This window comes from Shewanella sp. Actino-trap-3 (assembly GCF_002836275.1).
GTDB classification, from domain to species: Bacteria; Pseudomonadota; Gammaproteobacteria; order Enterobacterales; family Shewanellaceae; genus Shewanella; species Shewanella psychromarinicola.
This window is the reverse complement of record NZ_PJCE01000001.1, coordinates 4,547,408-4,554,090: the sequence shown is the minus strand read 5'-3', so window position 1 is coordinate 4,554,090 and position 6,683 is coordinate 4,547,408. Positions and strand designations below refer to the sequence as shown.

Annotated in this window: 7 protein-coding genes; all 7 read right to left on the bottom strand. The window is 33.8% G+C overall.

Features of this window, described 5'->3' with window-relative positions:
- Nucleotides 1–198 (bottom strand): hypothetical protein (locus CXF80_RS20580; protein WP_232772186.1); only part of this gene is annotated, 198 nt, incomplete at its 3' end.
- Entirely contained in the window at nt 185–1,111 is a 927-nt protein-coding gene (locus CXF80_RS19975; RefSeq protein WP_157822269.1) for an O-antigen ligase family protein, read from the bottom strand. The genes CXF80_RS19975 and CXF80_RS20580, both read right to left, overlap by 14 nt.
- Before the next feature lie 304 nt (nt 1,112–1,415).
- The gene (locus CXF80_RS19970) at nt 1,416–1,934 is read right to left on the bottom strand and encodes an acyltransferase (protein WP_101034619.1); all 519 of its coding nucleotides are present in this window, start codon (nt 1,932–1,934) and stop codon (nt 1,416–1,418) included.
- 21 nt (nt 1,935–1,955) lie between these two features.
- Complete coding sequence (locus CXF80_RS19965) at nt 1,956–3,428, bottom strand: hypothetical protein (protein WP_157822268.1); 1,473 nt, start codon at nt 3,426–3,428, stop codon at nt 1,956–1,958.
- A 314-nt stretch (nt 3,429–3,742) separates the two neighbouring features.
- Nucleotides 3,743–5,017 carry a lipopolysaccharide biosynthesis protein gene (locus CXF80_RS19960; RefSeq protein WP_157822267.1) on the bottom strand — a complete coding sequence of 425 codons (1,275 nt, stop codon included), beginning with the start codon at nt 5,015–5,017 and terminating at the stop codon, nt 3,743–3,745.
- Nucleotides 5,018–5,019: 2 nt separating this feature from the next.
- Nucleotides 5,020–6,096 (bottom strand): DegT/DnrJ/EryC1/StrS family aminotransferase, encoded by a 1,077-nt coding sequence (locus tag CXF80_RS19955; RefSeq protein ID WP_101034616.1) that lies wholly within the window; start codon nt 6,094–6,096, stop codon nt 5,020–5,022.
- Nucleotides 6,097–6,104: 8 nt separating this feature from the next.
- On the bottom strand, nt 6,105–6,683 hold the full coding sequence (locus CXF80_RS19950) for an acyltransferase (protein ID WP_101034615.1): 579 nt from the start codon (nt 6,681–6,683) through the stop codon (nt 6,105–6,107).

Below are 6,683 nucleotides of genomic sequence, written 5' to 3'. Positions count from 1 at the left end.
ATGAACGTTGATTTCATCATTAAAATCTATTGTTTCAGAAGATTCATTTATAGAAGTAGCAGAAATAACATGGAAATAATTAAAACTATTCAATATCCTTTCATTATTCAAAAACTGAGCTAGCCATGTTTCTCTCCCGCCCCCTGATTTAGCAAGGTCGCTGTAAATAATAATTATAAGGTTGTCATATTTTATCATAGGTTGTCTTTTGGTTTTTAGATAAATAAAAATACATTAACACAATAGTAATTGTAACTAGGGGTGAATATATTACATGCCCTGCCATTACAGAATGGATTAAAATAAGAGAAACTACCGTTTTTTCTAAAAAATAAAGAGAAGAAAAAAAGTTTTTCACAAATACATAGACGAGTGAGATATAGAGAATAAAAAAACATAAACCATAAGAAAAAAACAAGTCGAGAAAATCAGCTTCGAAAGTACTTCTTCTGCCCACGGGAATATCAATTCCTTTGGCAATAACATCGGCAACAAAATTCTCGCCAAACCCGAAGAAAAATAATCTTATCAAATTAAAATATGAATCAAAATCAATCCCACTAAAAAAAGCATTCATGTACACTTGCCTTCCACGAAACAAAAACTGAACAATACCTTGATTTAAATCAAAAAAAGTACCTGTAGTAAAAATGATAGCTTGTTCAAAAATCGTAGACCAGTAAAAAGAAAATAGTAAAGTAAAACCCAACATTAGAAAAAATTTAACATACACATACCGATTAACAATAAAGACTGCGGCAAAACAACTTGCAACAAGAGAGCTTTTAGTTAAAACAATCACACCACAAACACAAATAGCTAGCAATAAAAAAATTCTTATATAGTCTGACCTCATTCTATTAACGAAAATTAGCAGTATTAAAAGCAAGATTCCGACTTCATTTGCTCCAATAAAAAACCCCTTATTACCCGCAATATCTGTACCTCGACCACCTATTTCAGCTCCCATTCCGCTAAAGGCACCTAATAAAATCGAAAATATAGCCAAAAATATCAGAGTTCCTAGCGATAAGTATAGTGCATAGCGTATCTTTGCTTCATAAAACCTAAATAATGAACCAAGTGAAACAAATAGAAAAAAAGGAATCATCAACCTAAGCCAAGAGTTAAGTGACAAATGAAGGTTTTGACTATAAAAAAATAGCTGAATCAACAGCATAAATAATGAATAAAAAACGAAAACAGCAATAAAAACATAAGTTCTATTGCAGAAACTTTTAGTCATCAGAATTGCAAAGGATAAATAGATAAATACTTTTTCAATTAGCGTAAAAGGGAGGAAACCATTCAAAACGGATGTAAAAGTAGATGAGATAGGAAAAATACAAAGAAAAAAAATCAAGAATAGATACGAAAGATATAACGAGTTCATCCTTAGTTCGGGATTAATACCTTTAGACATTATTAAATTTCATGATTTTGGCTGGTACCCCAGCAATAACAGAATAATCAGGAAAACTTTTTGTAACTATAGCCCCTGCGCAAACAGTTACCCCCTTACCCAAAGATACTCCCGGTAATATAATACTCCTAGCACCTAGCCAACAATCATCACCAATTGACACATCATCAGTAACGATACCTTTACCATAAAACGTTTTATCTTTGTCGCACCATATATGGTTTGCAGTGAAAATCATTACCTCAGGGCCTATCAGGACTCTTGCCCCTATAGATAATTGTGCCTCACAGTTAAAAACACACCTGAGACCAATACCGCTATTAGTTCCGATAGAAAAATTAATTGGATTTCTAACTTCTGAATAAGGGTAGATCGCTACACCATCATTAATTTTGGCGCCATTAAGTTTCAAAAAAAAAACTTTAGCCTTTGAAATAAAAGATGCAGAAGAATTAGATGGGAATTTACTCAAAAAGAAAAATATAAAATTGAACACTTTAAAATAGAACATGATTATTACCTTGATATATTTTTATTTACGAAGCCCAATAGTTAGTTCCCGGCACTTATTCAAAGACCAACGGGTTAATTTTAGGACAATTGGAGCATGGGATAAAAAATTCACAAGATATTGTCTCACTCTAATAAATTTTGTATTATCCTTAAACTTTACATTAAGAAATGGCTTATAATCATCAGTACATATATTCCCGGCATGTTGATTAAACATGATGATTTTAGATAACTCATAATAACCACTTCTATTTAGATGTATCCCATCATTGAAAGCTATCGAGTCCAGCAATGAATTCATATCAATTATTTCTAAATTATCATTTTTAAGCTTATTTATTACATGAGAAAATATAAGACGCCTCATAGATAGTTCACTCGGGGTTTTGCTATTATAAATACTATCTAAAATATAAATTTTACAATTCTCACTAACAGCTCCGAATAAATATATTAATATGTTTTTCAAAATTATCACTCTGGAATTTATATCTAGAGTAATGTTTTCATACTTTATATTTTCAATTTTCTGTGCTTTGGGAATTCGAAAAATCATACCGTCAATTTTAATTAAATTATCATTCATCAATATATCATCAAGTGATAAAACTACTTTATCGAATGTGTGCAGTTCATTATGAAATTTTGAATAGTCTTCGTGGCTCCAGGAATATCCTTTTGATATAAATTCAGAACTAGCAACTTGTTCCTTAGTACTCAGAATGAAACTAGGGCAATCAAATTTTATAACGTGACCATGTTTAACAAAATGAACATAGTTAGTTGAATTAGGTATAAAATTTGTTAACTGGAGCAAATGACAAGGACCAAGTGTCATTACATTTAGGTCGTGGCTATGTTTTGTTTTTTCAGTAAATGGGGTAGTTATACACTTGACCCAATCGACAAGCTCATATTGTGATAATGGGTAAGCAACTGGCTGTACTACATCTAGTTGAGGTTTTCCTAAAAGTTCATATACAAAACTTTCCACCCCCATATTCATAGCTCTACATGAAAATGAGAAATGCTTCAATTGCTTGCCATCATCTGTAGTTGTTTTCAACAAATAAAAACCTACGGCCCCATATTCACCATATTTATCTCGACAACAAATAACACCTGAACTACTTTGAAAGTGTTCCATTTCTTTAAGAAACATTTCTTTTTTTGCTTCAGATCCCAGTCGAATTTTCGTATAGTTAAGTTGATTAGTTCTCTCAATTATCTCATAAATTCTTTTTAGATTTGATTTGTAGTCATAGTCAATATATATTTCAATTTGACTTTTCCTCAAGAAATCAACATTAGAAAGACCATTACCTTCTTGGTCTAATACCTTACTTTCCAAAACCTTATACTGATTCAACCTAGAAAAGTCTTTGTCAACTTTACCCTTAAATGCGTCTACGGTATTTATCTTGTTTATTATATCGTCAGGGTGATATGCATAAATCCCAGGGCAAATATCTTCTACTTCATTTAAATTCATTAAATTATCATCTATAAAGACACAATTCTCGAATCTTAGGCCCATATTTTCTATTGTTTTTTTAACTTGTAGCCCTTTCGGGTTCCAAGATATTTTGTTAAAAACAAGAAGTCCCAAACTTGAAGTTCTTTCAACTTGCGCTCTACGTCAAAATAGTTATTCTTAGAACAAATTGAGTTTATAACCCTCTTTCAGTCAAAACTTAACAAGATTAATATTTTCGACAATCGGAATAACCCCTTCTTCTGAAAGAGTGCCCGTCCAGAATGTTTCATCTAGGTCCCAAATGACTAATTTCACTACATCAGGATATTTCATAAATTAATTCCCACACTGAACTTTAGTAATTGAACGATAACAAAATAATTAATAACTAAATAAAAGATTGAGGTTGCAAGTGAATACAGAATAATTGCAACATTTAAACTTTGACCCGACTCTAATAACGCATATCTTAAAACAAGGAATATACAAATAAAAAAAAGACCGTACTCTTGCTTGTCAACTACGTTTAATGTCGTACTAATAGGGCTGGTGACTAACTGCGCAACCTTTGAACACAACAATAGTATAATGATCACATTAACCCCATGCCAATTGCGACCTAAAACTAATTCGACCCCTATAAAATACAATCCCAAAAAAACAAATAAGTAAGGCACTGAAATTATTAATAATTTTTTCAAAGTTGACTTGTATAGCAGCATCAATTCGCCCCCCCCCTTATTGAATGCATCGGCTGCATACTTCATATAAACCTGACTAATAGAACTAGCTACCAACGCCATAGGCATATCTAATAACTTATTTGCCATCATATAGAAACCAACAGCCTCGTGACCGAAAGATTTAGATAGAACAAAAACAGGCATGTGATATGACAAATTATTTAAAAAACTTCCTGCCAAGTTAATTGTCGGGTATTTTTTATACTTCACGAGATACCTAAATAACATTTTCTTAGAATAGCATTTAGCACTAATTTTACGGCTTTTATTTGTAAGAAAATAAATCATCACCACCAAAAGAAATGACATAAGATAAGACACAATGAGGGATGTCAACGATGCTACATTATAACCTAAGCCAATTGAACCAATATTATTGGTTAGCGATTGTGAAATCTTATTTATAGACAGTTGGCTATACGAACCGGAGGCGACAAATCGCATTTGAGTTATTTGCGATAAACCCACAACAAAACAACCAAACGGAACAACTAAAACATAATTACTGTACATTGGTAGATTAAAAAACGTGAATATATAGTCTGAAAATATATAAAAAACAAATCCAAAAAAAACAGTCGATACAATTAACGCAAGGATGGACAGAATATATAATATTTCAGTTCTGTACATTCTAGTTGGTAAAATTAATGCCTCTTCCAATCTAAAAGTACTTAAGCTAGACAAAACTAGAATCATACTGATAAGTAATTGTAAGCTGCCTAAATCTTCTGGGGCATAAATTCTGGAAATAATAGGTAAACATAAAGCACCTAATATGCCCACAAATATGCCTGACCCCATCAGTTTTCCGATATTGCGACTAAATGATGAGCGAAAGATTTGAGGTTTATTGGACATAGTCATATCTCTAAGTCAAGATATCCATGCATAGGTAGACTAAAAACTTGTTTAGCTAATCTTTCTGCTACTGGATAATCACCAAGCTGGTATCCTAAATACTTAAATGCAGACTGTTGGTGCATGCAAGTTGCATAATAAATAACCGTTGGAATGCCTTGCGCTTTATATTTAGCCATAGCTATATCACGGTATTCATCAACAAGCGTATATTGCGCCCAAGAGCTTACATAACCTTCTGGTACTTGAGGGGTCTTATATTTTAACGCGAGTGTTTGTTCGTAGTTTGCAGCGGCTTTGTTACGATTTATAAGCTCAGTTGGAAACTCTGCTAGTTTTTCAAGTAAAATGGCAGCTTGAATAGTATCTAAGCGACTATTAACACCAATACGGACATTATCGTATTTATCAGTACCTTTTCCGTGGACTCTATAAGATTTTAATAACTCGGCATATTCATCATTATTAGTAAAGACAGCACCACCATCACCATAACAACCTAAAGGCTTCGCTGGGAAGAAAGAGGTAGTAGCAATATCACCAAAGCTACCAGCTTTTTGACCATTAATTGATCCGCCAAATCCTTGTGCAGCATCTTCTACAAGTTTAAGGCCATATTTATCGGCTATTTTTTTGATTTCAGGGTAATTTGCAGGTAAGCCGAATAAATCGACTGCAATAATAGCTTTAGGGGTTAATTTACCTTCGGCTATAGTTGCTTGGATGCGCTTTTCAAGATCAATTGGGCAAATATTAAACGTTGCTTCATCAGAATCTACGAATACAGGTGTAGCGCCTTCAAACGCAATGACTTCTGCTGTTGCAAAAAAAGTAAACGTAGGGCAAAAAACTACATCACCTTCTTTAATATTAAGCACCATCATTGCAAGTGTTAATGCATCTGTACCATTTGCGCAGGTAATGACATGCTTAACGCCAACGTACTTCGCCAGTTCTTCTTCAAGCTCTTGCACTTCTGGTCCCATAATATAATGACCATGGTCTAGCACTGTTTGAATGCGTTTGTCTATTTTGGTTTTAAGATATTGGTATTGGGCGGCTAAGTCTATAAATTGCATTTAAATTACTACTCTTTTAATGTCAATATTGAATCTGAGAGCTGATAAGTATCGCCCGTGTGCTGGCACATCTCGGTGCCTTCACCTGTTAATGGCAAGTTAAGTTGTTCACCGTATTTGCTTATCCAACCTATTTGCTTGGCCGGCACGCCCACCATTAATGCAAATGCTGGCACATCTTTATTAATAACTGCACCAGCACCAACGAGTGAGTATTCACCAATAACAACGCCACACACAATGGTGCAATTGGCACCTAATGTGGCGCCTTTTTTAACTAATGTGTCGCGGTATTCTGTTTTTCGCTCAATGAAGGAGCGTGGGTTATACACATTAGTAAACACCATGCTCGGCCCACAAAACACGTCGTCTTCAATATGTACGTTATCGTAAACTGAAACGTTATTTTGAATTTTGACATTGTGACCAATGGTGACTTTATTACCAACAAACACATTTTGACCTAAAGAGCAGCCGTTACCTATTTGCGCACCACTAGACACGTGCACAAAATGCCAAACACTCGTGTTATTGCCTATTTTTGCGCCATCATCAATAACGGCGCTTTCATGCACATGATAGTCCAT

Bases quoted from the DNA above. Each gene is read 5' to 3' on its own strand.
- CXF80_RS19975 (WP_157822269.1), bottom strand. From the start codon at position 1,111: ATGATTCCTTTTTTTCTATTTGTTTCACTTGGTTCATTATTTAGGTTT.
- CXF80_RS19970 (WP_101034619.1), bottom strand. From the start codon at position 1,934: ATGTTCTATTTTAAAGTGTTCAATTTTATATTTTTCTTTTTGAGTAAA.
- CXF80_RS19965 (WP_157822268.1), bottom strand. From the start codon at position 3,428: ATGAATTTAAATGAAGTAGAAGATATTTGCCCTGGGATTTATGCATAT.
- CXF80_RS19960 (WP_157822267.1), bottom strand. From the start codon at position 5,017: ATGTCCAATAAACCTCAAATCTTTCGCTCATCATTTAGTCGCAATATC.
- CXF80_RS19955 (WP_101034616.1), bottom strand. From the start codon at position 6,096: ATGCAATTTATAGACTTAGCCGCCCAATACCAATATCTTAAAACCAAA.
- CXF80_RS19950 (WP_101034615.1), bottom strand. From the start codon at position 6,683: ATGGACTATCATGTGCATGAAAGCGCCGTTATTGATGATGGCGCAAAA.